The following is a 25004-nucleotide window of genomic DNA, read 5'->3' as shown; positions in this document are numbered from 1 at the left end:
GCCCTAGTTAGGGTGCCATGACCCGCGATAGGAGGGCCCCGGCCCCGCTGCCCGAACTGCGCGCCGACGTCGGCCGCTTTCTCGGCTATTACAACCGACTGCCCGGCCCGCCCCAGCAGGAACTGGGGCCACAGGCGGCGCGGGCGATGATGCGCGCGGCCCGCGACCTGACCGACCCGCCGATCGGGCCGCTGGGCACCGACCGCCGCTTCACCATCGAGGGGCCGGGCGGCGCGATGCCCGCGCGGCTGTTCGATCCGCGCGAAGACAGGGCGGCGGGGCCGGTCGTGCTGTTCCTGCATGGCGGCGGTTTCGTGCTGGGCGACGTGGACACCCATGCACCGCTCGCCGCCGAGATCGCCCGGACGCTCGACCTGCCGGTCGTCTCGCTCGACTATCGGCTCGCCCCGGAACATGTCTGGCCCGCCGCGCCGGACGACTGCGAGGCGGCGGCGCGCTGGCTGGCCGAACAGCCCGGCACCACGGGGCTGGTCCTGATGGGCGATAGCGCGGGCGGCACGCTGGCGACGGTGACGGCGATGACCTTGCGCGACCGCCCCGGCGCCGTGCCGGTGCTGGCGCAGGGGCTGCTCTATCCCGCCACCGATATGGGCCGCGCGCATCCGTCGCTGCGCGACTTTGCGGACGGCCATTTCCTGACCCGCGCGATGCTCGACTGGTTCGTCGCCTGTTATGCCGCCGATCTTCAGCATGTGCGCGCCGCCCCGATGCGCGGCGATCTGTCCGCCATGCCGCCCGCCGTCATCGTCACCGCTGAGTGCGACCCGATCCGCGATCAGGGCCGCGCCTATGCCGCCGCGCTCGTCCGCGCCGGGGTGCCGGTCTGCTTCCGGGAGGCGCGGGGGACGATCCACGGCTTCGCTACGCTGCGCAAGGCGATCCCCTCGGGCGTGGCCGACCTGACCGGATTCCTGCTTGCGTTGCGCGCGCTGATCGCCGAGGCGGTGGCGGCACGCCCCATGGGACAATGATGATGACCGATCTCCCCTATCGCCCCTGCGCGGGCGTCATCCTGATGAACCGCGACGGCCGCGTTTTCGTGGGGCAGCGGATCGATTCCACGCTGGAAGCCTGGCAGCTTCCGCAAGGCGGGATCGATCCGGGCGAGGACGCCGATGCGGCCGCCTTGCGCGAGCTGTTCGAGGAGACCGGGGTCACCGCCGACAAGGTCGAGTTGATTGCCCGTGCCCCGCGCGAGCTGACCTACGACTTGCCCGAGGACATGATCGGCAAGGTGTGGAAGGGCAAGTGGCGCGGCCAGCGTCAAACCTGGTTCCTCTACCGCTTCCTGGGCGAGGACGGCGATATCCATATCGACACCGAGCATCCCGAATTCCGCGCCTGGCGCTGGACCGAGCCGGAAACGCTGCCCGCGATGATCGTACCGTTCAAGAAGGCGCTGTACGAGGAACTGCTGGTCGTCTTCGCGGAGCATTTCGCCGCACCGCATGGGGATGCCGCCATTCCCGCCGGGTCGCGAAAGGCATAAGGCGCGCATCATGACGAAGCGGCTGCTGCTGATCCCCATCGCGCTGGGCCTGCTGGCCAATGCCGAACCGAACGATCCCGACCCCGCGCTGATCCCGCCGCAGATCCGCGCGATGCTGGAGGCCGCGATCGCCAGCGGCAACGAGAACGACATCACCACCGTCGTCCGCTATGCCCGCAACGCCGTTCCCGAAGCCGCCGACGCGATCGACGCGATGGCCGATGTCTGGCGCGACGAGAAGACCGCCAGCCGCAGCCGGACGATCCGCGAGGCGACGTTCTTCGACCTGTGGCATGGCCGGGTCGAGCTGGGCGGCTTCGCGACGACGGGCAACAGCCAGAATATCGGCCTGACCGGCATCGTCGACCTGACCCGCGAAGGGCTGCAATGGCGGCACAAGCTGCACCTGCAGGGCGATTATCAGGAAAGCTTCAAGGTCGTCAGCCGCGAACATTATGTCGCGTCCTATGAGCCCAATTTCAAACTGGACGCCAACAACTACGTCTATGGCGCCGCGCAATATGAGAGCGACCGGTTCCTGGGCTATTTCAACCGCTTCTCGGCTTCGGCGGGTGCGGGTTACAGCGCGATCCGCAAGCCCAACATGACGCTCGACGTTGAACTCGGCCCCGCATTCCGCCACACCGAATTCACCGACGCCCGGATCGAAAGCGCGCTGGCGGCGCGCGGCAATCTGAACTTCACCTGGAAGCTGACGCCCGCCATCTCGTTCAACCAGACCGCGTCCGCCTATCTTCAGAAGTTCAACAGCACGGTCGGCACAAATTCCTCGCTCAACGCCAAGGTGTTCGGGCCGCTGTCGGCGCAATTCTCCTACAACGTCCAATATGAAAGCGAGCCGCCGCTCGGCCGCCAGACCACCGACACGATCACCCGCGCCTCGGTGGTGTACAGCTTCTAAGAGCATCTTCCCCCTCTCCCCTGGATAGGGGAGAGGGGGAGATAGATGTCGGCCTAAGCCAATTTTGCCAGCGGGGTTCACCTTCCCCCCTTCCATGGCCTAGGCTATGGTTATGGAGAGACTGAACACGATCGAGCGGGACGCGGTGGCGTCCGCCGCCGCCTACCCGATGCTGTCCCTCACCGAGCAATGGGCTGCGATCAACAGCGGAACGCGGAACCTGTCCGGCCTGAAGGCGATGGCGGACCAGCTTGCCGAGCGTTTCGGCACGCTGCCCGGCGTGCTGACCATGGTCGCGCCCGAACCGGTCGAGCGGGTCGGGGCGGACGGCCGTCCGGTTGCGCTCGACCATGGCCGCCACCTGCATCTATCGGTCCGCCCCGATGCGCCGGTCAGGATGCTGTTCACCGGCCATATGGATACGGTCTATCCGATCGATCATCCCTTTCAGGCCGTCACGCGGATCGACGCGAACCGGCTGGGCGGCCCCGGCGTCGCGGATATGAAGGGTGGGCTCGCCGTCCTCCTCGGGGCGCTCCATGCGGTCGAGGCGAGTCCGCTCGCCGGACGGCTGGGCTATGACGTGCTCATCAACTCGGACGAGGAAACCGGATCGGCCTCCTCGGCGGCGCTGATCGCGCGGCTGGCGGCGGACAAGGTGGCCGCGCTGACCTATGAGCCCGCACTTCCCGACGGCACGCTGGCCGGGGCCCGTGGCGGAACTGGGAACTTCACCATCGTCGTGCGCGGGCGAAGCGCTCATGCGGGCCGCAACCCGGACGAGGGCCGCAACGCCATCGTCGCCGCGGCGCGCATCACGCTGGAACTCAGCGAACTTGCCGCCGACGACATCACCGTCAATCCGGCGCGGATCGACGGCGGCGGGCCGAACAATGTCGTGCCCGACCTCGCCATGCTCCAGGTCAATTTCCGCCCCCGCGCGCTCGCCGCGATCGAGCGGACCGGCCCCGCGATGAAGGCCATCGCCGAGCGCATTGCCGCCGAGCATGAGGTCGGCGTCGAAATCCATGGCAGCTTCAACCGCCCGCCCAAACCCATAGACGACGGCGCAGCGGCCTTGTTCGAGACGGTGCGTGCGGCCGGCGCCGATCTGGGCCTGTCGATCGGCTGGCGGGCGACCGGCGGCGTGTGCGACGGTAACAATATCGCAGCGGCGGGCGTGCCGGTGGTCGACACGATGGGCGTGCGCGGCGGCGCGATCCACTCGCCGGACGAGTATATGCTGATCGACAGCCTGCCCGAGCGGGCGGGGTTGTCGGCGCTGACGATCCTGCGCATCATCGGTGCCGCATGAGCAGCTTTCGCATCCGCCCCGCCGTCGATAGCGACCTTCGTCACCTGTATGAAATGGCCAAGCTGACCGGCGGCGGCTTCACCAACCTGCCCCCCGACCGCCGCGCCCTGACCGCCAAGCTGGCGCGCAGCCACGATGCGTTCGGACGCGAGGCGGACGGCAGCATCCGGGACGAACTGTTCGTCCTGATGCTGGAGGACCGCGCGACCGGCGAGGTGCGCGGCACCTGCCAGATCTTCACCCATGTCGGGCAGAAGCACCCCTTTTACAGCTATCGCATCGGCACGCTGACCCAGCATAGCCGCGAGCTGGACCGCACTTTCCGCGCCGAGATGCTGTCGCTGACCACCGATCTGGAAGGCGCGAGCGAGGTGGGCGGGTTGTTCCTCCACCCCGGCGAGCGTGCGGGCGGCCTTGGCCTGTTGCTCGCGCGCAGCCGTTACCTGTTCATACGCGCCAACCGCCCGCGCTTCGCCGACCGGGTGCTGGCGGAGTTGCGCGGGGTGATCGACGAGGCGGGAGGATCGCCTTTCTGGGACGGTCTGGCGGGCCGCTTCTTCGGGATGAATTTCCAGCAGGCGGACGAGTTCAACGCGATCCACGGGCACCAGTTCATCGCCGACCTGATGCCCAAGCATCCCATCTACACCGCGATGCTGACCGAGACCGCGCGCGCCGCGATCGGCCTGCCCCACCCCTCGGGCCGCGCGGCGATGCGGATGCTGGAGAATGAGGGCTTCGCCTTCGAGCATTATATCGACATTTTCGATGGCGGCCCGACCATGACGGCGCGGACCGACCAGGTCCGCTCGATCCGCGATGCGCGCGAAAGCCGGGTCGTCGGGATCGACGTTCATTCGGGTCGCGAGGCGCTGGTCGCCGCCGGACGGCTGACCGACTTCCGCTGCGCGCTGGGTGAGATCCGCGATGGGGATGATGGGGTCATCGTCTCCGAAGACACGGCGCGCACGCTCGACCTGTCGGTCGGCGACAGCGTCCTCCATATCGATCGGTGAGTGCCATGCTGAGAGAGATCAACTTCGACGGCATCATCGGCCCCAGCCACAATTATGCGGGGCTCAGCCACGGCAATCTCGCCGCCACGCGCAATGCGGGCAAGACCTCCCACCCCCGGGCCGCCGCATTGCAGGGGATCGCGAAGATGCGCGCGAACCTCGACCTGGGGCTGGTGCAGGGGATTTTTCTGCCCCATCCGCGCCCCGATCATCCCTGGCTGGGGCGGTTGGCGACCGATTATGATGCGGCTTCTCCGGTGCTCAAGGCTCAGGCGCTGTCCGCGTCGGCGATGTGGGCGGCCAATGCCGCGACCGTCTCTCCCGCGCCCGACACGCGCGACGGGCGGTGTCACCTGACCGTCGCCAACCTGCTGACCATGCCGCATCGCAGCCATGAATGGACCGCGACCCTGGCCCAGCTTCGCCTCGCCTTCGCCGACCCGGCCTTCATCGTCCATTCGCCGGTGCCCGCACCCTTTGGCGACGAGGGGGCGGCCAATCACATGCGGCTCTGCGCCGCGCACGACCATCCCGGCGTCGAGGTCTTCGTCTATGGCGAAAGCGGTGGCCCCTTCCCCGCGCGCCAACATCGCCAAGCCAGCGAGGCCATCGCCCGCGCGCACCGCCTGTCCCCCGACCGCGTCCTCTTCGCGCGCCAGTCCGATGCGGCGATCGCGGCGGGGGCGTTCCACAATGACGTGGTCGCCGTCGCCAACGAACGGGTGCTGTTCGCGCACGAGCGGGCCTTCGCCGACCCCGCCCGCCTCTACGACGACCTGCGCACGATCTTGCCCGAGGTGGAGATCGTCGAGGTTCCCGCCGCCCGTGTCAGCCTGGAGGATGCCATCGCCTCCTATCTGTTCAACGCGCAGCTGGTGACCCCGCCGGGCGGCGAGCCGACGCTGATCCTGCCGCAGGAGGCGCGCGACAATGACGCGGTCTGGTCCTGGTTGCAGGAGCATGTCGCGGGCAACGGCCCGATCCGCCGGCTGGAGGTGGTGAATGTCCGCGAATCGATGGCCAATGGCGGCGGCCCCGCCTGTCTTCGCCTGCGCGTCGTCGCCGACCCCGCCACGATCGACCCGCGTTTCCTGGTCGATCATGCAAGGCTCGACCGCATCGCCGCCGTGATCAAGACCCATTGGCCCGAAGCCATCGCCCCCGCCGACATCGGCGACCCCGCGCTGATCCAACGGATCGAGACGGCGCGGATCGCGCTGTTGAGCGAACTGGACTGTCTCATTTTGGCCGCGACTTAAGGGCTTGGCCTGTTCGCGATGCGGTGGTGTAACCACACCCATGTGGTCCCGCATCGTCGCCCTGTTCACGATCAAGACGAAGTTCGAGGCGTTCCTCGTCATCTATGGCCTCGGCCTGGGCGCGGTCGAGCGGGGCATGCACTATCTTCAGGCTTATCCGGGCATTCCGGGCAAGATCCTGTTCGCCGCCTGCCCCATTGCGGTGTTCATGGCTGGCGCACGAATCCTGGACTCGCTGGAGCGGGACTATCGCGATTGACAGGATAAGTTGGTCGCGCGGTTCGCTGGCGACATTATCTGACAATCCGATGACTGGCCTTACCCACCTTCAACGGCTCGAAGCCGAAAGCATCCATATCCTGCGCGAAGTCGTTGCCGAGACCGAAAGGCCGGTGATGCTCTATTCGGTCGGCAAGGATTCGGCCGTGATGCTGCATCTGGCGAAGAAGGCGTTCTTCCCGGCGCGGCCGCCCTTCCCGCTGCTGCATGTCGACACGACCTGGAAGTTCCGCGCCATGTACGAGCTGCGCAACCGCGCGGCCGAGGCGGCGGGCATGGAGTTGATCGTCCACCGCAACCCGGAGGCGGAGGCGCTGGGCATCAATCCCTTCGACCATGGCAGCCGCCACACCGATATGTGGAAGACCGAGGGCCTGAAGCAGGCGCTGACCGCAGGCGGATACGACGCGGCGTTCGGCGGTGCCCGGCGCGACGAGGAGAAGAGCCGCGCCAAGGAGCGCGTCTTTTCCTTCCGCTCCGCCGCGCATGGCTGGGACCCCAAGGCGCAGCGGCCCGAGCTGTGGAACCTCTATAACAGCCGCATCCACAAGGGGGAGAGCATCCGCGTCTTCCCGCTGTCCAACTGGACCGAACTCGATATCTGGCAGTACATCCTTCAGGAAGGCATCGAAATCGTGCCACTCTATTTCGCCGCCCCCCGCCCGACGGTGGAGCGCGATGGGATGCTGCTGATGGTCGATGACGATCGGTTCAAACTGCGTCCCGGCGAGGTGCCGGTCGAACGCTCCATCCGTTTCCGCACGCTCGGCTGCTATCCGCTGACCGGCGCCGTCGAGAGCGAGGCCGCGACCTTGTCGGAAGTCATCCAGGAAATGCTGCTGACCACCACCTCGGAGCGACAGGGGCGTGCGATCGATCACGATCAGGCCGCCAGCATGGAGAAGAAGAAGCGCGAGGGGTATTTCTGAGATGACCGCCTATCAACCCGATGCGCTGATCGCCGCCGACATCGACGCCTATCTCGCCACCCATGCCGCCAAGTCGATGCTGCGCTTCATCACCTGCGGCTCGGTGGATGACGGCAAGTCCACGCTGATCGGGCGGCTGCTCTACGATTCGAAGACCATCTTCGAGGATCAGCTCAGCCAGCTGGAGGCGGACAGCCGCCGGGTCGGCACGCAAGGGGCCAATATCGACTTCGCGCTGCTGGTCGACGGCCTCGCCGCCGAGCGCGAGCAGGGCATCACCATCGACGTCGCCTATCGCTTCTTCGCGACGGAGAAGCGCAAGTTCATCGTCGCCGACACGCCCGGCCATGAGCAGTACACCCGCAACATGGTGACGGGCGCCTCGACCGCCGACCTGGCGGTGATCTTGATCGACGCGCGCAAGGGCGTACTCACCCAGACGCGGCGGCACAGCTATCTGGCGCATCTGGTCGGGATCAAGGAGATCGTGCTGGCGGTCAACAAGATGGACCTGGTCGGGCATGACCAGTCGGTCTTCGACGCGATCGTCGCCGATTATGCCGCCTTTGCGCGCGGCATCGGGATCGAGCGCTTCACCGCCATCCCGCTGTCGGGGCTGACCGGCGCGAACGTCACCACGCCCTCGCCCGACATGCCCTGGTATGACGGCCCGGCGCTGCTGCCGCATCTGGAGACGGTGGCCATCGACGGCGATCGCGCGGTCGCAGCGTCGTTCCGCATGCCGGTGCAATGGGTCAACCGGCCCGATCTCGACTTCCGGGGCTTTGCCGGGTTGATCGCGAGTGGCCGGGTGTCGGTCGGCGACCGGGTACGGATCGCCCCCTCGGGCAAGACCACCGAGATTGCGCGGGTCGTCACTTATGACGGTGACCGACCACAGGCGATCGCGGGCGAGGCCGTCACGCTGGTCCTCGCCGACGAGGTCGATTGCTCGCGCGGCGACGTGATCGCCGCGGCCGAGGACCCGCCCGAAATCGCCGACCAGTTCGTCGCGACCATCGTCTGGATGGCGGACGCGCCGCTGGTGCCGGGACGCAGCTATTCGTTGAAGCTCGGTACCCAGTTGGTCGGCGCGACGGTGCAGCCGCCGCGCCATGTCGTGGATGTGAACAGCCAGGAACAGCGCCCCGCCGACACGCTGGCGCTCAACGATATCGGGCTGGCCGAGGTTTATGCCGACCGTCCCATCGTCTTCGAGCCCTATGCGAAGGGCAGTACGCTCGGCGGCTTCATCCTGATCGACCGCGCGACCAATGCGACCGTGGCGGCGGGGATGATCGACCATGCGCTGCGCCGCGCCCAGAATGTCCATTGGCAGTCGGCGGTCATCACCCGCGAAGCCCATGCCCGGCAGAAGGGACAGGCCCCAAAGGTCCTCTGGTTCACCGGCCTGTCGGGCTCGGGCAAGTCGACCATCGCCAATCTGGTCGAGCAGAAGCTGCATAGCATGGGGCGCCATAGCTTCCTGCTGGACGGCGACAATATCCGCCATGGGTTGAACCGGGACCTGGACTTCTCCGAAGCGGGCCGGGTGGAGAATATCCGCCGCGTGGGCGAGGTCGCCAAGCTGATGGCGAATGCTGGGTTGATCGTCCTGACCGCCTTCATCTCCCCCTTCCGCGCCGAGCGCGACATGGTCCGCGCGCTGCTGCCCGAGGGCGAGTTCGTCGAGATCTTCATCGACACGCCGCTGGCGGTCGCCGAGGAACGCGACGTCAAGGGCCTCTACGCCAAGGCACGAGCGGGTGAGATCGCCGAGTTCACCGGCATCTCCAGCCCCTATGAAGCGCCCGAGCGACCCGAAATCCGGGTCGACACGACCAGGGAAACGGCGGAACAGGCCGCGTCGCGGATCGTCGAGCATGTGCTGGGCATCTGGAGCTACGACCTGTGACCGACGCCGAACTCGCGCGGTCGGTCGCCATCGAGGCGGGCGAACTGCTGAAGGACCTGCGCGCGTCGAGCGGGCTGGACGGCGCGGCGCTGGGCCAATTGGGCGACCGGGATGCCAACACGCTGATTCTCGACCGGCTGCGCGCGGCTCGGCCCGACGACTTCATCCTGTCGGAGGAGTCGGTGGATGACCGTGCCCGCTGCGCGGCGCGGCGGGTTTGGATCGTCGATCCGCTCGACGGAACCCGCGAATATGCGAGTGGGTCGGATGAGTGGGCGGTGCATATCGGCCTCGCCATCGATGGCCGCCCCGCACTGGGCGCCGTCGCGGTGCCCGACCGCGACCGGATCTTCGCGACCGACGACCTCCCCCCCGACCATCCCCCCTGCCCCCAAGGCCTGCGCGTCGTCGTCAGCCGCAGCCGGGCGCCCGACATCGCCCGTTGCGTCGGCGATCGGCTGGGCGCAACGCTGATCCCGATGGGCTCCGCCGGCGCCAAGGCGATGGCCGTGGTCGAGGGTCGGGCCGATGTCTACCTCCATGACGGCGGGCAATATGAGTGGGACAATTGCGCCCCCGCCGCCGTCGCGCTCGCCGCCGGGCTCCATGCCTCGCGCATCGATGGCCGACCGCTGATCTACAATTGCGAAAACCCGCTGCTGCCCGATCTGCTGATCTGCCGCCGCGAAGTCGCCGAACGCGTTCTCGACGCGATCGCAAAGGGATAGGGCGTTTCGCCCGTGGAAGGCGACCGCCCGCACCGGTGCCCGATATTCGGCATGCGTGACCTTGTAACGTCACATGCGCTGGTCCATGAACCCGCGATGCTGCGACCGCTACCGTATCCCCACGCCCTCGCCATGGGGTCCGCGCGATGACGCTGATCCCTTTGGCGTTCGGCCTGGCGGCGATGGTGGCGACGCTGGCGGGCGGGATGCTCGCGCTTCGCCTGCGGCATCGCATCGGCATGGTGCTGGGGGTGACCGCCGGGATCGTGGTCGGCGTGGCGCTGTTCGACCTGGTGCCCGAGGCGCTGGAACTGGCGGGCGACCGCTGGGCGGTGCGGGAGATGATGGGTTTCACCGCGCTGGGGCTGGCGGGCTATATGCTGCTCGACCGACTGCTGGCGCGGATCCCCCGCGCGGCGGCGTCGTGGCGTGGCGATCTGGGGCCCGCCATGCTGTGCCTGCACAGCCTGATGGACGGACTGGGCATCGGCCTGGCCTTTCAGATCGATACCGCGGCGGGCTGGATGATCGCGCTGGCGGTGCTGACCCATGACGTGGCCGACGGGGTGAATACCGTCAGCCTCAGCCTGGCCGCACGGTCGGAAACGGCGGCGCGGCGCTGGCTGATCCTGAACGGGATCGCGCCGATGCTGGGCGTTCTGATCGGGCTGGGCATCGCCATTCCGGCGAGCATGTTGGCGCCGGTCATGGCGCTCTTCGCGGGGGTGTTCCTGTATATCGGCGCGTGCGAACTGGTGCCGCGCAGCCAGTCGCTCGATCCGCGCTTCCGCACCAGTCTGGCGACTGTCGCCGGGATCGTGCTGATGCTGGGCGTGACGCACTTCGCCCATTGATTTCGGGTTGAACGAAGGGGGCTTTCACAGGGCATGTCCCTTGTGGAAGCCCCCCTCCACCAGCTTCGCTGGTCCCCCTCCCCGTGCCGGGGAGGATGGGGCATCGCCTTCGGGGAAGGGTATTCCGGCGACGATGCCCCGACTACCGGTGGCGCGTCAGGCGGGTTCGGCGGCTTGCGCCGCCGCGTTGGTCCCGCCTTCGGCCAATCCGGTAAGCTTTTCGTCGGTCGCCTTTTCCTCGGCCAGCGTCTCGTCGAGGATCGCCGCGCAATCGCTGCGTCCCAATTGCCGCGCCCAGGCGACCAGCGTGCCGTAGCGGGCGATCTCATAATGCTCGACCGCCTGCGCCGCCGCGATCAGCGCCGCGTCGAGGACCCGCTTGTCGGCGACCTCGCCCGCGACCTCATTGGCTTCCTTGATGATGCCGTCGATCGCCGGGCAGGTGACCGCCTTGGGCGAATTGCCGTGCATCTCGAACACCTGTTCCAGCCGCCGGATCTGCCCCTCGGTCTCGCGCAGATGCTGCTCGAACCCGGCCTTGAGCTGCGGATCGGTCGCCTTGTCGATCATCTTGGGCAGCGCCTTGGTGATCTGGTGCTCGGCGTAATAAATGTCCTGAAGCTGATGGACGAACAGGTCGTCCAGCGTCGCGATATCCTTGGTGAACAGGCCCATGGTCGGTCTCCTTTGGAGGGGTCAGCGGTCGGCCGAGCCGGGTTCGGCGATCTTGCGATGCGCCTCGGCCAGCACCGATTGCGGCACCACGCCGGCCCCGGCGACCTGGGCCTTGTTGGCGAGGCCAGGGACGATATGCCCTTCCCCCGCCAGCATCGCGTCCCAGCCCTTGCGGGCGACCTCGGCGGGGTCGTCCTTCTTGCTGGCACCCACCCGGGTGTCGAGCATATCGGCGCGGGCGAAGAACTCGGTCTCGGTCGGGCCTGGCATCAGGGTGGTCAGGGTGACGCCCTTCTGCTCCTTGATCTCGTTGCGCAGCGCCTCGGTGAAGTTGACGATGAACGCCTTGGTCGCATTGTAGATCGCGTTGAAGGGGCCGGGGATGAAACCGACGATCGAGCCGGTGACCAGCACTTTGCCCTCACCCTGCCGGATCATCGCCGACAACACGCGCTGGAGCAGATAGACGGTGCCCGTCACATTGGTATCGACCGAGCGACGCCATATCTCCACCGACTGGTCGAGGAACGGCCCGCCCTTGCTGTTTCCGGCATTGGCGCACAGCACGTCGATCCGCCGCCCGCCGACCGCCGCCAGCAAGGTGTCCACGCCCTCCAGCGAGGACAGATCGGCCTCGATCGCCTGAACCTGTCCGCCCTGCCCCGCCAGTTCGCTGGCCGCGCTGCGGATTTCGGGCTCGTCCGCGACGATCACCACGTCATAACCGTCCTGCACCGCGCAGGCCGCCAGATGATAGCCGATGCCGCTCGACGCACCGGTCACGACCGCCAATTTCCCTGCCATATCGGCCTCCGTCACTTCGCGACCGACTGACCGGGCTTCAGCACGATCTTGGTCACTTCATTCTGCTGGTCATGGAACATGCGATAGCCATCGGGCGCCTGTTCCAGCGGTAGGCGGTGGGAGATCAGGAAGGTCGTATCGATCTTCCCCTCCATGATCGCGTCGAGCAGGCCCGGCAGGTAATGCTGGACATGCGTCTGCCCGGTCTTGAGCGTCAGCCCCTTCTGCATCACCGCGCCGAGCGGGAATTTGTCGACGAAGCCGCCATAGACAGCGGGCATCGACACCCGCCCGCCCTTGCGACAGGCGATGATCGCCTGACGAATGGCGTGGATGCGATCGGTGCCGAGGAAGGTCGACGCCTTGATCTGGTCGATCGCATTGTCGACGAACAGGCCGTGCGCCTCCAGCCCGACCGAGTCGATGACCGCGTCGGGACCGATCCCGCCGGTCATGATCATCAGCGCGTCATAGGTCGAGGTCTGTTCATAGTTGATCGTCTCCGCCCCGAACTTGCGCGCCAGCTCCAGCCGGTGCGGAAAGTGGTCGATCGCGATCACCCGCTCCGCGCCCATCAGGAAGGCCGACTGGACCGCGAACAGCCCGACCGGGCCGCAGCCCCAGACGGCGACGGTGTCGCCCGGTTCGATCTGCGCATTCTCGGCGGCCATCCAGCCGGTGGGCAGGATGTCGGAGAGGAACAGGACCTTCTCGTCCTCCACCCCGTCCGGAATGACGATGGGGCCAGTGTCGCTGAACGGCACGCGGACATATTCCGCCTGACCGCCCGCATAGCCGCCGGTCATATGGCTATATCCGAACAGCGCGGACATCGGTTGGCCGTAAAGCTCGCGCGCGATATCCTGATTGTCGGCGGGGTTGCCGTTCTCGCAACCCGAATATTGATGCTTGCCGCAATGATAGCAGGAGCCGCAGGCGATGGTGAACGGCACCACCACCTTCTGCCCCTTTTTCAGGGTGGAAGCGGAGCCGGTCTCGACCACCTCGCCCATGAATTCATGGCCCAGGATATCGCCCGACTGCATCGTCGGGATGTATCCGTCATAGAGATGCAGGTCCGATCCGCAGATCGCGGTCGCGGTCACCTTGATGATGGCATCGCGCGGATTGATGATGGCGGGATCGTCCACATTGTCGATGCGGACGTCATGCTTGCCGTGCCAGGTCAGCGCCTTCATGCACCCTGCTCCTCAAGCTGTCTGGGGTTCATCGCGTTGGTCGCGACCTCGCCGGTTTCCATAAGCTGCTTGAAGCGCGCCAAATCACGGCGGACCTGGATATTGGGCTCGCGCTGGAACAGCTTGGCGACCAGCTTGCCGATCACCCCGGCGGGCGGGTCATAAAGGATGGTGGCGGAGACGACGGTGCCCCGCGCGCCCGCGTCACGAAAGGTCACGCGGCCCGAATTGGCGACATCGGCTGCTTCGTCGGAGGTCCAGGCGATCAGCGATCCCTCCCGCTCCTCGGTGACGATCGCATCCCATTCGACGGTGGAACCGCCGGGCGCCTTGACCACCCAATGAGATCGTTGCGCGTCGAGCACATCGATCCGATCGACATTCTCCATCACGCTGGCCAGATTGGAAAAGTCGCGCCACCAGGCATAGAGTTCGGCAGCGGGGCGATTGATCGTCACGGCCCAGGCGGCAAGGCTGTCGCCCTGTTCCTCGATCCCCTCGCTGATCGCGGTTTTTACAGCGGCGTCGCTGTCCTTCGACGTCGACACGGGTGCGTCGTCATAGGGTCTGTCGGCGATGTCCGGCACAAGCCTCTCTCCTCATTCCTTGCCCGGACAGCGTTGGATGAGGATGGTTGTTCCTTATTTAAACATGTTTTTCCAATATCTTGATAAACATCAAGACGGAAGGTCGGGGTGATCGACGGGCGGCTCGCAAGGTCAGCTTCCCGACACGCGAATGGGCACGCGACCGACCTTGCGCGCCAGCGCCTTGGGGTCCGGGATGGTGATCGACCGCGAGGACCAGATCAGGTCGCCCGCGCGCCGGGCCGCCTGAAGCATCCGGTTCACATGCACCGCCGTCAGCCCCAGCGCGTCGGCCAGCGTCTCCTGCGTGATCGGCAATTCGAAGCTGGGGCCGTGGGTCAGATCGCTCATGGCAAGCCGTTCCTGCAATTCCAGCATGAGGTCGCCGATGCGCTCCATCGCGTTCATCCGGCCCAGCCGCGCGATCTGGGCGAGCAGAAACGCCTCGTCCAGCGCATGCGCGACGCCATAGGCTTCGTCCAGCGACGGGTTCGTGCCCCAGGCGGGGGGAGCGCAGGTGGTCACTTCGCTCAGCGTGATGATGCTGGTCGGGGCGAGCGGCTTGTGGTGGTGATACAGCCCGACCACGTCGCCCGGCAGCAGGAAGTTCAGGAACTGCCGCCGTCCGTCGAGCAGGATGCGGACCCGCGCGGCCCAGCCCGACAGGATCAGATGCGGGGTGGCAATATCCCGTCCCTCGACCATCAGGTCGCGGCGGGGACGAAATAACTGCGGGCGCGCCATCGCTTCGATCAGCGCAGCCTCCGCCATCTTGTCGAGCGAGGCCAGCCGCGACAACCGGCTGAGCGCCGGCAGCGAATGACCCTGGGCGGGGCGGACCAGACCGAGCGTCATGGCTTGTCTTCCACCGGCATGAAACCGGCACGATGATCGCACCGCACGGGTCGCGGCATCGATAGGTGGATCGTCCGAACGGGCGAGATGGGCCGGCAGATGTTCATCGCAAACTATCCTCATCACGCCGCCGACCCGTCACGGTCGCACGACGATGGCGATGACGCGACACACGTCACCGGGCCTGACACTACTGAAGGTTCGACGGAGCCGAACCGTTGGTAAGGCCCAGGATCGGCGTGCCATCACGGTCATGGCAGGGCGAGCTGGGCGCCACCGGAATTTCCGTCCACAAGGTCTACGAACAACCGGGGGATACGCTCCATAATGCATATCAATATGTAACGTTTTTCGTGCGTTAGTTTCGCAAACGCGACGATATGATGATTCAAACCATTGTGGGTGGGTGCGGGCATCCCGCCCGCCGGATGGGCCGCGACCGCCGCGCATGATCCGCCGGGCATTCCCTTTCCCCGCCGGGACCCTATGGTGCGCGCCTTTCCCTCCAAGAGGCTTTGCCATGCGTTTCGCGAACCTGACCCGCCAACCCGACGATGCCCTGTTGCGGATCATCGGCCAGCACGCCGCCGACCCGCGCGCCAACAAGATCGACCTGGGCGTCGGCGTGTTCCGGGACGAGGAAGGGCGCACCCCGGTCATGACCGCCGTCAAGGCCGCCGAAGCCCGCCTGCTCGCCGAGCAGCCCAGCAAATCCTATCTCGGGCCCGAGGGGGATGTCGGTTTCGTCCGGGCCCTGGCCGCGCTGGTCCTGGCCGACACCGTCGCCGCCGATCGCGTCGTCGGTCTCCAGACCCCGGGCGGTACGGGTGCGCTCCGCCTCGCCGCCGAGTTGCTCGCCCGCGCGGGCGTTCCCCGGATCTGGATCGGCAGCCCGAGTTGGGCCAATCACGCGCCGCTGTTCCGACAGGCGGGCGTCGAGCCGGTCATGATCCCCTGCTACGACCTGACCAGCCAGGTCTTCGATCTGGACGGCTTCCTTCGCGGCCTGGACAGCGCGGCGGAGGGCGAGGCGGTGCTGTTGCATGGTTGCTGTCACAACCCCATCGGGATCGACCCCGATGCCGCCGGATGGACCGCGATCGCGCGCCATGTCGCCGACAAGGCGCTGACCCCGGTCGTCGATCTCGCCTATCAAGGGCTGGGCGACGGGTTCGATCAGGATGCGGCGGGTGCCCGCACCATCCTGTCGGCGGTGCCGGAAGCGCTGCTCGCCTATTCCTGCGACAAGAATTTCGGACTGTATCGCGAGCGGACCGGAGCCTTGTTCGCCCTGTCGCCCGACGCCGATACCGGCGTGGTGGTGCTGTCCAACCTGCTGTCGCTGGCGCGCGCCAACTGGTCGATGCCGCCCGATCACGGCGCGGCCATCGTGCGCATCATTCTGGAAGATGAGGCGCTGAGCCGCGAATGGCGCGACGAACTGGAGACGATGCGACAGCGGCTGGCAAGCCTGCGCGCCGCGCTGGCGGCGGGTGGCCGGATCGGCTCGATCGATCTGGCGGCGGTCGCCGGGGGCAAGGGCATGTTCGCGACCCTGCCGCTCAGCCCGACCCAGGTCGAATGGCTGCGCGACCGGCACGGCATCTACATGGCCGGATCGGGGCGGATCAACATTGCCGGGTTCAGCACGGAAGCGATCGGGCGCTTTCATGCGGCGCTGCGGGATATGGCGGCGAACGGGGTAGCGTAACGTCCGGGGCCAGCGTTCGCGTTTGGCGGACGTTGGCCCTTGGCCTTCGACTGCGCTCAGGCTGAACGGAGGTTGGCTCTGTTCAGCCTGCTATACTATCCCCCGTTCAGCCTGAGCGTAGTCGAAGGCCAAGGGAATCCATCAGCCCCCAGCCCTCATCCACCGGGCACAAAAAAGGGCGCGCCCGATCATCGGACGCGCCCCCAATCGACAGGCGGGCCGGATCACCCGGCCCCACCCCTTACTTGCTCGAGTTCACGATGCGGTTGACGATATTCTCGATCCGCTCCTGACGGCCCGAACGGGGCTTCGGATCGACCGCCTTCTCCACGGCGAGATCGGCGATCCCGGCGAGGTCCAGGCCACCCACCTGCTGACCGAAGTCGCCGTCCCAACCCGCATAACGCTCGGCCTTGATCGCATCCAGGCGACCGTCCTCGATCAGCGCGGCGGCGTTGAGCAGGCCCTTGGCCACCACGTCGATCCCACCGACATGACCGTGGAACAGGTCGACCGCATCCATCGACTGGCGACGCACCTTGGCGTCGAAGTTGAAGCCGCCGGTGGTGAAGCCGCCCGCCCGGATGATCTCCAGCACCGCCAGCGTCAGTTCCTCGACCGAGTTGGGGAATTGGTCGGTATCCCAGCCATTCTGGTGATCGCCGCGATTGGCGTCGATCGAACCGAAGATGCCCAGCGCGCCGGCGGTGGCGATCTCATGCTCGAAGGTATGGCCTGCCAGCGTGGCGTGGTTCGCCTCGATATTGACCTTGACCTCGTTCTCCAGGCCGTAAGCCTTGAGGAAGCCGTACACGGTTGCGGTGTCGAAGTCGTACTGGTGCTTGGTCGGCTCGTGCGGCTTCGGCTCGATCAGGATGGTGCCGGTGAAGCCGATCTTGTGCTTGTGCTCGACCACCAGCGACAGGAAGCGACCGAGATTGTCGAGCTCGCGCTTCATGTTGGTGTTGAGCAGCGTCTCGTAACCCTCACGACCGCCCCACAGCACGTAGTTCGCGCCGCCCAGACGATGCGTCGCTTCCAGCGCGTCGCGGACCTGCATCGCGCCGAACGCATAGACCTCGGGGTCCGGGTTGGTCGCGCCACCGGCGGCGAAGCGCGGATGGCTGAACAGATTGGCGGTGCCCCAAAGCAGCTTGCGGCCCGACGAGGCCTGGAGCTTTTCCAGATGATCGACGGCTTCGGCGAAATAGCGGCGATGCTCGGCGACACCCTGCGCATCGGCCATCACGTCGACATCGTGGAAGCAGTAATAGGGGATGTCGAGCTTCGAGAAGAAGTCGAATGCGACCTCGCGCTTCTGTGCAGCCGCCGCGCTGTCGTTCGCGCCGGCGTGCCACGGGCGGTTGAAGGTGCCGCCGCCGAACACGTCCGAACCCGGCCAGCAGAAGGTGTGCCAGAAGCATGCGGCGAAGCGGAGATGCTCCTCCATCGTCTTGCCCAGCACGACGCGGTTCTTGTCGTAGAACCGATAGGCGAGTTCATTCTCGCTGTCGGGGCCTTCGTAACGGATCGTCGGGATATCGGCGAAAAAGTCGGTAGCCATTTAACGGTTCCTCGGAGTGATGCGGGAATAGCTGTCGCGGAAACGCGCGATCTTGGGGGCGAAGCGCTCGGCGAGCGCGGCGTCGGGGGCGATGGTGTGGCTGACGGGCGGCGGCGCGCAGACCTCCTCCGGCGAACCGCCATCGACCGCCAGTTGCGCCAGTCGCGCGGCGCCCAGCGCGGGGCCGACCTCGCCACCCTTCAGATAGACGAGTTCGACGCCCAGCGCGGCGGCCAGCGTCTGCCCCCAATAGGAAGAGCGAGCGCCGCCGCCGATCACGGAAAGCCGCGAAAGCTCGGTGCCCGCGTCGCGCAGCACCGACAGGCCATCGGCGAGCGCGAAAGCCACGCCCTCCAGCACCGCCTGCGCCAGCCGCTCCGGCGTGGTGTCATGGTCGAGGCCCAGGAACGCTCCGCGCACCTCGGCGTCGTTGTGCGGCGTCCGCTCGCCCGACAGATAGGGCAGGAAGATTTCGGGGCCGCTCGCCGGACCGACGCTTTCGGCCCGCGCGAACAGTTCCGCCGCGCCCGGCGTGCCGGTCAGCCGCGCGACCCAGTCGATGCACGCCGCCGCCGACAGATGCACCGACATCTGGTGCCAGACATTGGGCAGGCAGTGGCAAAAGGCATGAACCGCGCCCGCCGGATTGGGCCGGAACTCGCGCGTGGCGGCGAAGATCACGCCCGAGGTGCCCAGCGACAGCAGCGCGTCGCCGTCCTTGACCACGCCGACGCCCGCGGCCCCTGCGGCATTGTCGCCGCCGCCGCCCGCTACGGGTACCTGATCGATGCCCCAGGCCTCGGCCACCTCGGCGCGGAGGCGTCCGGTCTGTGCCGTACCCTCGACCGCCTGCGGCATCTGATCGCGGGTCAGGCCGGTCGCGGCGAGGATCTCGTCGCTCCATTCGCGCGCGGCGACGTCCAGCCACAGGGTACCCGCCGCATCCGACACGTCCGACGCCTTTTCGCCGGTCATGCGCAGCCGGACATAATCCTTGGGCAGCAGCACGGTGCGGATCGCCGAAAACGTTTCTGGCTCGTGATGCGCGACCCAGAGCAGCTTGGGCGCGGTGAAGCCCGGCATGGCGAGATTGCCCGCGATGCGGTGAAGCTCGGGGGCCTTGGCCTCCAGCTCCGCGCATTCGGCATGGCTGCGCCCGTCGTTCCATAGGATGCCGGGGCGCAGCGGCTGATCGTCCGCGCCCAGCAGTGTCGCGCCGTGCATCTGCCCGGCAAGGCCGATGCCGCGCACCGCCCGGCGCACCGCCGGGTCGATCGCGCGCACCGCCGCCGTCGTCGCCTGCCACCAGGCCTCGGGGTCCTGTTCGGACCAGAGCGGCTGGGGACGCTGCACGGTTAGTGCCGCCGTCCCCTGCCCCACCACGGCGCCATGTTCGTCCAGCACGACGGCCTTCACGCCCGAGGTGCCGATATCGATGCCTAGAAACATCCGATGTCCTTACTTCACGAACGGGTCGAGGGTCGGAATCGTGCCGTCCGGGTTGAACGTCAGTTCGGTCATCTTGACGTTACGCAGGTGGTTCTTGTTCGACAATTGCGTGTCGGCGTAGAAAAGCCACCACTTGCCCTTCCACTCGACGATCGAGTGATGGGTGGTCCAGCCCTGAACCGGCTTCAGGATATGGCCCTTATAGGTGAACGGACCATAGGGGCTGGTGCCGATCGCATAGTTCAGGAAATGCGTGTCGCCGGTCGAATAGGTGTAATAATATTTGCCATCGCGCTTGAAGACCCACGATCCCTCGAAGAAGCGCTTGTCATGCGCGCCGCCCAGCACGGGCTTGCCCTTTTCGTCCAGGATCACCGCGTCGCGCGGGGTCTCGGCGAAGGTCTTCATGTCGGGGTTCAGCTTGACGACCTTGCCCGACAGCGCGGGCTGATCGTCCTGCTTCAGGTCGGTATCGCTGCCGTTCGGGTCGTACTTGCCGTCCTTCCAGCGCTGAAGCTGACCGCCCCAGATGCCGCCGAAATACATATATGCCTGGCCGTCCGCGTCCTGGAACACGGCGGGGTCCATCGAGAAGCTGCCGGGGATCGCCTCCGGCTCGGCCTTGAACGGGCCCATCGGGTTCCTGGAGGTCGCTACGCCGATGCGGAACGCGCCCAGGCCGTTGCGATCCTTGGTCTTATCGCGCGCGGGGAAATAGAGATAATAGGTGCCGTCCTTAAAGGCGGCGTCGGGGGCCCACATCTGCTGCGAGGCCCAAGGCACGTCCTTCACGTCGAGCGCGACGGGGCCGATGGTGACAGGCCCGCCCGGCTCGTCCATGCGCAGGACGCGGTAATCGCGCATGGCATATTGGTTGCCTAGATCGTCGTTGGGCGTATCGGTCGGCACGTCGTGGCTGGGATAGATATACATCTTTCCGTCGCCCCAGACATGCGCGGAGGGATCGGCGGTGAAGATCTCGCGCACCAGCGGCTGCGACAGATAGTGACGGCCATCGGGCGAGATCGGATTGGTCTCGTTCGAGGTCGCGGCGGTCGCCGCATTGTCCGCCGCCGCATTATCGGCATTTTGCGGCGATCCGCAGGCCGCCGTGCCGAGCCCCAGCATCAGGCTGGCCATCATCAAGCGCTTCATCGCTTCCTCTCTCCCATTCGCCCCGTATCCAGGGCTTTGATCGCACGATAGCGCTATCAGCGACGAGGATGCAAGGGCGGTTCATCGTTTTCCGGCCACGGCGGTCGGGGCGTGGCCTTCGACTTCGCTCAGGCTGAACGGAGCGACGGCGTGTGGTCTTCTATCCCCGACCTCCGCTCAGCCTGAGCGCAGTCGAAGGCCAAGGGAAACCTCCGCCACCCCGCTTGACAAGGACGAACCCGCATTGTTGGTAACGATATCCGTCCCGCCCGTCTCATCGCGGGGCACGGCTTTTCACGACCATATCGAAGACCGGCACATCCATGTCGGCATCGTTTCAAGAGGGAGGATCACCCGCATGGCATGTCCTATGTCGAAGATGCACTGGCTGCTCGCCGCCGGATTGGCCTGCACGCCGCTCGCCGCGCTGCCCGCCCAAATGACGACGCAGACCCCCGCCACGGTGCCGGGCGCCAAGCCGGTGACGGTCGAACGGATCAAGGTTCATTCGGCGGCGATCGAGGGGAATCTGGAGGGGAACAGCGCCGACCGCGACGTCATCGTCGTCCTGCCGCCCGACTATGCCAGGAACAAGACGCGCCGCTATCCGGTGGTCTATGCGCTGCACGGCTATTCGATCGGCGCGGACCAGTGGACCCGGGAAATCCATGTCCCCGCCTCGGTGGAAGGGGCCTTCGCGCGCGGGGTGGCGCCGATGATCCTAGTCTTCCCCGACAGCAAGACGATGCACAACGGATCGATGTACTCGTCCTCGCAGACGGTCGGCGATTTCGAGCGGTTCGTCAGCCACGACCTGATCGCCGCGATCGACGCGCGCTACCGCACCATTCCCCGCCGCGAAGCCCGTGGCCTCGCGGGCCATTCGATGGGCGGCTATGGCACGGCGCGCATCGGGATGAAGCATGCCGATAGGTACGGCGCCATCTATATGATGAGCCCCTGCTGCCTGTCGCCACGCATGATGGCCCGGCCCGAGGGGACCGACGAGAAGCTGCTGACCAGCCTGTCATCGCCCCGGGAATCGGAGAAGCTGAACTGGGGCCAGCGCGCGATGCTGGCCGCTTCCGCCGCCTGGTCGCCCAATCCGAAGAACCCGCCGCTCTATCTCGACCTGCCGGTCAAGGACGGCAAGATGCGCGACGACATCACCGCCAAATGGCTGGCCAACACGCCGCTCGCCTTTGTCGATCAATATGTCGCCCCCTTGCGCAGCTACCGCGCGATCGCGCTGGACGTCGGGTCGCAGGACGGGTTGAAGGCCGACGCACAGGCGCTGCACGATGCGATGGACCGCTATGGCATCGCGCACACATTCGAGATCTATGACGGCGACCACGTCAACCGGATCGGCGTGCGGTTCCAGGAGCAGGTGTTGCCGTTCTTCGGCCGGTCGCTGGTGACGAAGTAATCTCTATCCTCCCCGGCACGGGGAGGGGGACCATGCGGAGCATGGTGGAGGGGGCGTGCCGCGTGGGACATGTTCCGTCGAAGCCCCCCTCCGTCAGGGCTTCGCCCTGCCACCTCCCCGTGCCGGGGAGGATCAATCCGGGATCGTCCGGGGGGTGTCGATCCGGAACGCCGCACTCCGCACAGGCACGCCGGTATCGGGCTGTCCCGACCCGATCGAGACGCGGTAATCGCCCTTCATCACCATCCGCGCGCCATCGGCATCGACCGCGCTCAGGTCGCGCGGGGTCAGGGTGAAGGTCAGCCGCCGCCGCTCGCCGGGGGCCAGATGCACCCGCTGGAACCCGCGCAGCGCGATGCGGGGGGCGCCGTCGACCTTGGGGAAGTTCAGGTAAAGCTGCGCCACCTCGTCCCCCGCCCGGCGACCGCTGTTGCACACCTCGGTCGTGAAGCGCATCGCCCCGTCGGCGCCCGGCTGGACCGACACCGGCGCATAGGCGAAGCTGGTATAGCTGAGACCGTAACCGAACGGATAGACGGGCGTGCCGGTGAAGTAGCGATAGGTCCGCCCCTTCATCGCATAGTCGCCGAAGGGCGGCAGATCCTCGACCGAGCGATAGAAGGTCAGCGGCAGGCGACCCGCCGGATTGGTCTTGCCCGACAGGACATTGCCGACCGCCACCCCGCCCGCCTGCCCCGGATACCAGGCCTCGACGATCGCATCGGCATTGGCCTTCGCCCAGGCAAGGTTCACCGGGCTGCCGTTCATCAGCACGACGATCAGCGGGCGACCGGTGGCTTTGGCCTGTTCGAGCAGCGCCTGCTGATCGGCGGGCAGGTCGAGCGTCGTCTTGTCGCCGCCCTTGAAGCCCGGAACCGAGATCGGCGCTTCCTCCGCCTCCAGGTCGGAGGTCAGGCCGACCACCGCGACCAGCGCGTCGCTGGCCTTCGCCGCCACACGGAGTTCGCCCGCTGGATCGTCGGACACGCGCTTCCACACCAGGTTGATGCCGGTCAGGATACGCGCCTCGGTCGTGACCGTGATCGGGTAGCGCCGCCCCTTTTCCAGCGTGACGGTGCGCATCGTCGGCAGGCTGTTCCACGACGCCTTGGTCAGATCGACAAAGGGCTGTCCGTCGAGCGTCATCGCGCCGTTGAACCCGGATATGCCCAGCCGGTAACGCCCCGTCTCCGGCGGAACGAGATAGCCGGTCCAGACCGCCCGGTGCACGTCGCGGACCGAGGACAGGTCCAGGCTGCGCGAGGCGGCATTGGCCTCGATCCGGGTGACGACCGGGCGATCCTCGAACCTTGCGGTCTTCAGCCATTCCCCCAGCGCACCGGGGGCGAAACGCTCGGGAATGTGCCCCACGACGTTGTAATAGCGGGCGAGCAGGCCGGGCTGGCCGTCTTCGGTCCTGAGCGCGCTGGTCGGAATCGGATCGCCGTCGGTGAAGGTCTCGGCGAAGGGGACATAGCGCACCTGCGCGCCCGGCATGGCCTGCCGCAGTCCGTCGACCACCGAGAAGGCAGGCCCCGACAGCGAGGAGGAGTAATTGCCGCGCAGCACCCGCGTCGCATCGCCCAGCGGCCCGATCACCGCGATCCGTGCCTGGGGCTTGAGCGGCAGGACGCCCTTGTTCTTGAGCAGGACGAGGCTCTTCTCCGCGACCTCCAGCGCCAGCGCCCGATGCGCGGGCGTATCGACATCGGCGGGCGAGCTGGTCTGGGTCGATAGCGGACGCAGGCCCGGCAGATCGCCGGTGCGATAGCGCGCCGCGAACAGCCGCGTCAGCGAGCGGTCGATATCGGCGACCGAGATCAGGCCGCGCGACAGGGCGTCGCGGTACGGATTGGTCAGTCCGTCCGTATCGGTCAGCGTCGCATTGTTGCACTCGTTATCGACGCCCGCCCGCATCGCGGCGGCGACCGCGGTGGCGGCGTCGGGGGCGTAATGATGGTTGGCGGCGATATCCTTCACCGCATCGCAATCGGACACGACATAGCCCCGAAAGCCCCAGCTCCCGCGCAGATACTCCTTGAGCAACAGGTCGCTGCCGCATGCCGGTTGGCCGTCGATCCGGTTATAGGCGCACATGATCGACCCCGCCCCACCCTCGACGATCGCCGCGCGGAAGGCGGGGAGATAGGTGTCGACCAGATCGTGTCGCGACACATAGACATTCGCCTCGTGCCGGGTCGATTCCGGGCCGCTATGCACCGCGTAATGTTTGGGGGTGGCTACCACGTCGATCCGCGTCGGATCGGTCCCCTGCATCCCGCGAACGAACGCCACGCCCATCTTCGCGGTCAGGAACGGATCTTCGCCATAGGTCTCCTGCCCCCGGCCCCAGCGCGGATCGCGGAAGATGTTGATGTTGGGCGACCACGTATCCAGCCCGGTGCCGATCCGCCCCATCCGCCCCGTCTGGCGGGCAAGCGCATGGAGCCCCCTCACCTCGCGGCTGATGACCTGTGCCGCCTGGCCGACCAGCGCTTCGTCGAAGGTCGCCGCCAGCCCGACCGGCTCCGGAAAATTGGTCGTCGGCACCGGCCCCAGCGCACCGTGCAGCGACTCCGTCCACCAATTATAGGGGGGCACGTCCAGCCGAGGGATGGCGGGCGCGGTGTTGAGCAACTGCGCCAGTTTCTCGTTGGTCGTCATCCGCGCGACCAGCCGCTCGGCAAGCGCATCGGCCTGTTGCTCGCCGCCGCCTTGCGACTGCGCCAAAGCGGAATGCGCCGCCGATAGCGCCAGGGCGGCCAAGATCGATCCACGCCATGCCTTCATGACCATCCACTCCCGATATCGTTATTTCTGTTACCGTTATCACCCGCCGCCACCCTGTC

22 protein-coding genes are annotated in these 25004 nt (G+C 66.8%); 13 read left to right on the top strand and 9 right to left on the bottom strand.

What is annotated here, in order from left to right; all coding sequences use genetic code 11:
• The first annotated feature begins 17 nt into the window (after nt 1-17).
• The 11 genes from OXQ33_RS00640 to OXQ33_RS00590 all read left to right on the top strand — a co-directional run bounded on the left by OXQ33_RS00640 (nt 18) and on the right by OXQ33_RS00590 (nt 10727).
• Nucleotides 18-992, top strand: a complete 975-nt coding sequence (locus tag OXQ33_RS00640) for an alpha/beta hydrolase (RefSeq protein WP_267432588.1) — start codon at nt 18-20, stop codon at nt 990-992.
• Between the two features lie 2 nt (nt 993-994).
• Nucleotides 995-1510: an RNA pyrophosphohydrolase gene (locus OXQ33_RS00635; protein ID WP_267432714.1), complete on the top strand. Its 516-nt coding sequence runs from the start codon at nt 995-997 to the stop codon at nt 1508-1510.
• 10 nt (nt 1511-1520) lie between these two features.
• Nucleotides 1521-2432 carry a DUF481 domain-containing protein gene (locus tag OXQ33_RS00630; protein WP_267432586.1) on the top strand — a complete coding sequence of 304 codons (912 nt, stop codon included), beginning with the start codon at nt 1521-1523 and terminating at the stop codon, nt 2430-2432.
• 112 nt (nt 2433-2544) lie between these two features.
• On the top strand, nt 2545-3747 hold the full coding sequence (locus OXQ33_RS00625) for a hydrolase (protein WP_267432584.1): 1203 nt from the start codon (nt 2545-2547) through the stop codon (nt 3745-3747).
• Nucleotides 3744-4763 (top strand): arginine N-succinyltransferase, encoded by a 1020-nt coding sequence (locus tag OXQ33_RS00620; RefSeq protein WP_267432582.1) that lies wholly within the window; start codon nt 3744-3746, stop codon nt 4761-4763. The genes OXQ33_RS00625 and OXQ33_RS00620 overlap by 4 nt, the downstream gene beginning before the upstream one ends.
• Nucleotides 4764-4768: 5 nt before the next feature.
• On the top strand, nt 4769-6022 hold the full coding sequence (locus tag OXQ33_RS00615) for an N-succinylarginine dihydrolase (protein WP_267432580.1): 1254 nt from the start codon (nt 4769-4771) through the stop codon (nt 6020-6022).
• 40 nt (nt 6023-6062) lie between these two features.
• Nucleotides 6063-6281: a hypothetical protein gene (locus tag OXQ33_RS00610; RefSeq protein ID WP_267432578.1), complete on the top strand. Its 219-nt coding sequence runs from the start codon at nt 6063-6065 to the stop codon at nt 6279-6281.
• Between the two features lie 49 nt (nt 6282-6330).
• On the top strand, nt 6331-7230 hold the full coding sequence (gene cysD / locus OXQ33_RS00605) for a sulfate adenylyltransferase subunit CysD (RefSeq protein WP_267432576.1): 900 nt from the start codon (nt 6331-6333) through the stop codon (nt 7228-7230).
• A 1-nt stretch (nt 7231) separates the two neighbouring features.
• Nucleotides 7232-9145, top strand: a complete 1914-nt coding sequence (gene cysN / locus OXQ33_RS00600) for a sulfate adenylyltransferase subunit CysN (RefSeq protein ID WP_267432574.1) — start codon at nt 7232-7234, stop codon at nt 9143-9145.
• Entirely contained in the window at nt 9142-9873 is a 732-nt protein-coding gene (locus tag OXQ33_RS00595; protein ID WP_267432572.1) for a 3'(2'),5'-bisphosphate nucleotidase CysQ, read from the top strand. Before cysN ends, OXQ33_RS00595 begins: the two co-directional genes overlap by 4 nt.
• Before the next feature lie 146 nt (nt 9874-10019).
• Nucleotides 10020-10727: a ZIP family metal transporter gene (locus OXQ33_RS00590; RefSeq protein ID WP_267432570.1), complete on the top strand. Its 708-nt coding sequence runs from the start codon at nt 10020-10022 to the stop codon at nt 10725-10727.
• 156 nt (nt 10728-10883) lie between these two features.
• On the opposite strand, the gene OXQ33_RS00585 is transcribed toward OXQ33_RS00590, so the two are convergent.
• The 5 genes from OXQ33_RS00585 to OXQ33_RS00565 all read right to left on the bottom strand — a co-directional run bounded on the left by OXQ33_RS00585 (nt 10884) and on the right by OXQ33_RS00565 (nt 14847).
• Nucleotides 10884-11402: a ferritin-like domain-containing protein gene (locus OXQ33_RS00585; RefSeq protein WP_267432568.1), complete on the bottom strand. Its 519-nt coding sequence runs from the start codon at nt 11400-11402 to the stop codon at nt 10884-10886.
• Between the two features lie 21 nt (nt 11403-11423).
• Nucleotides 11424-12206, bottom strand: coding sequence for an SDR family NAD(P)-dependent oxidoreductase (locus OXQ33_RS00580; RefSeq protein ID WP_267432566.1), 783 nt, complete (start codon nt 12204-12206; stop codon nt 11424-11426).
• 11 nt (nt 12207-12217) lie between these two features.
• On the bottom strand, nt 12218-13405 hold the full coding sequence (locus OXQ33_RS00575) for a zinc-dependent alcohol dehydrogenase (RefSeq protein WP_267432564.1): 1188 nt from the start codon (nt 13403-13405) through the stop codon (nt 12218-12220).
• The gene (locus tag OXQ33_RS00570) at nt 13402-13992 is read right to left on the bottom strand and encodes an SRPBCC family protein (RefSeq protein WP_267432562.1); all 591 of its coding nucleotides are present in this window, start codon (nt 13990-13992) and stop codon (nt 13402-13404) included. Before OXQ33_RS00570 ends, OXQ33_RS00575 begins: the two co-directional genes overlap by 4 nt.
• 132 nt (nt 13993-14124) lie before the next feature.
• Nucleotides 14125-14847 carry a Crp/Fnr family transcriptional regulator gene (locus tag OXQ33_RS00565; protein WP_267432560.1) on the bottom strand — a complete coding sequence of 241 codons (723 nt, stop codon included), beginning with the start codon at nt 14845-14847 and terminating at the stop codon, nt 14125-14127.
• 520 nt (nt 14848-15367) lie between these two features.
• Here OXQ33_RS00565 and OXQ33_RS00560 point away from each other — a divergent pair.
• Nucleotides 15368-16558 (top strand): aromatic amino acid transaminase, encoded by a 1191-nt coding sequence (locus tag OXQ33_RS00560; RefSeq protein WP_267432558.1) that lies wholly within the window; start codon nt 15368-15370, stop codon nt 16556-16558.
• 241 nt (nt 16559-16799) lie between these two features.
• Here the strand turns inward: OXQ33_RS00560 and xylA are convergent, their stop codons facing one another.
• Genes xylA through OXQ33_RS00545 form a run of 3 tightly spaced genes read right to left on the bottom strand, consistent with a single transcriptional unit; the run spans nt 16800 to nt 20726 of the window.
• Nucleotides 16800-18122, bottom strand: coding sequence for a xylose isomerase (xylA, locus tag OXQ33_RS00555; protein ID WP_267432556.1), 1323 nt, complete (start codon nt 18120-18122; stop codon nt 16800-16802).
• Nucleotides 18123-19571 carry a xylulokinase gene (gene xylB / locus OXQ33_RS00550; RefSeq protein ID WP_267432554.1) on the bottom strand — a complete coding sequence of 483 codons (1449 nt, stop codon included), beginning with the start codon at nt 19569-19571 and terminating at the stop codon, nt 18123-18125.
• 9 nt (nt 19572-19580) lie between these two features.
• Nucleotides 19581-20726 carry a glycoside hydrolase family 43 protein gene (locus tag OXQ33_RS00545; RefSeq protein WP_267432552.1) on the bottom strand — a complete coding sequence of 382 codons (1146 nt, stop codon included), beginning with the start codon at nt 20724-20726 and terminating at the stop codon, nt 19581-19583.
• Between the two features lie 358 nt (nt 20727-21084).
• Here OXQ33_RS00545 and OXQ33_RS00540 point away from each other — a divergent pair, with 358 nt between their 5' ends.
• On the top strand, nt 21085-22155 hold the full coding sequence (locus tag OXQ33_RS00540) for an alpha/beta fold hydrolase (RefSeq protein WP_267432550.1): 1071 nt from the start codon (nt 21085-21087) through the stop codon (nt 22153-22155).
• Nucleotides 22156-22287: 132 nt separating this feature from the next.
• On the opposite strand, the gene OXQ33_RS00535 is transcribed toward OXQ33_RS00540, so the two are convergent.
• On the bottom strand, nt 22288-24945 hold the full coding sequence (locus tag OXQ33_RS00535; protein ID WP_267432548.1) for a glycoside hydrolase family 3 C-terminal domain-containing protein: 2658 nt from the start codon (nt 24943-24945) through the stop codon (nt 22288-22290).
• Between the last annotated feature and the right edge of the window lie 59 nt (nt 24946-25004).

The organism is Sphingomonas sp. GM_Shp_1 (assembly GCF_026540895.1).
Classification (GTDB): domain Bacteria; phylum Pseudomonadota; class Alphaproteobacteria; order Sphingomonadales; family Sphingomonadaceae; genus Sphingomonas.
This window is presented reverse-complemented; position numbering and strand designations above follow the sequence as displayed.